General features: G+C 54.2%; 1 rRNA gene. It reads left to right on the top strand.

The features are described from left to right. Positions 1-260: ribosomal RNA gene (locus tag KJS63_RS25900) — 23S ribosomal RNA — on the top strand; the annotation flags it as partial.

Here is a 260-nt window from a genome sequence, read left to right as displayed (position 1 = left end):
ATTCCGTCAGTAGCGGCGAGCGAACGCGGAACAGCCTAAACCAGAGAGCTTGCTCTCTGGGGTTGTGGGACGTCTCACATGGAGTTACCAAGGAACAGGTTAGATGAAGAGGTCTGGAAAGGCCCGCCAAAGAAGGTAAAAGCCCTGTATTTGAAAATGTGTTCCCTCCGAGACGGATCCCGAGTAGTGCGGGGCACGTGAAACCCCGTATGAATCCGGCAGGACCATCTGCCAAGGCTAAATACTCCCTAGCGACCGAT

Origin of the sequence: Paenibacillus sp. J22TS3 (assembly GCF_018403205.1) — a bacterium.
Taxonomy (GTDB): domain Bacteria; phylum Bacillota; class Bacilli; order Paenibacillales; family Paenibacillaceae; genus Fontibacillus; species Fontibacillus tuaregi.
The sequence above is the reverse complement of the archived record's forward strand: the minus strand, read 5'-3'. Positions and strand labels throughout refer to the sequence as shown.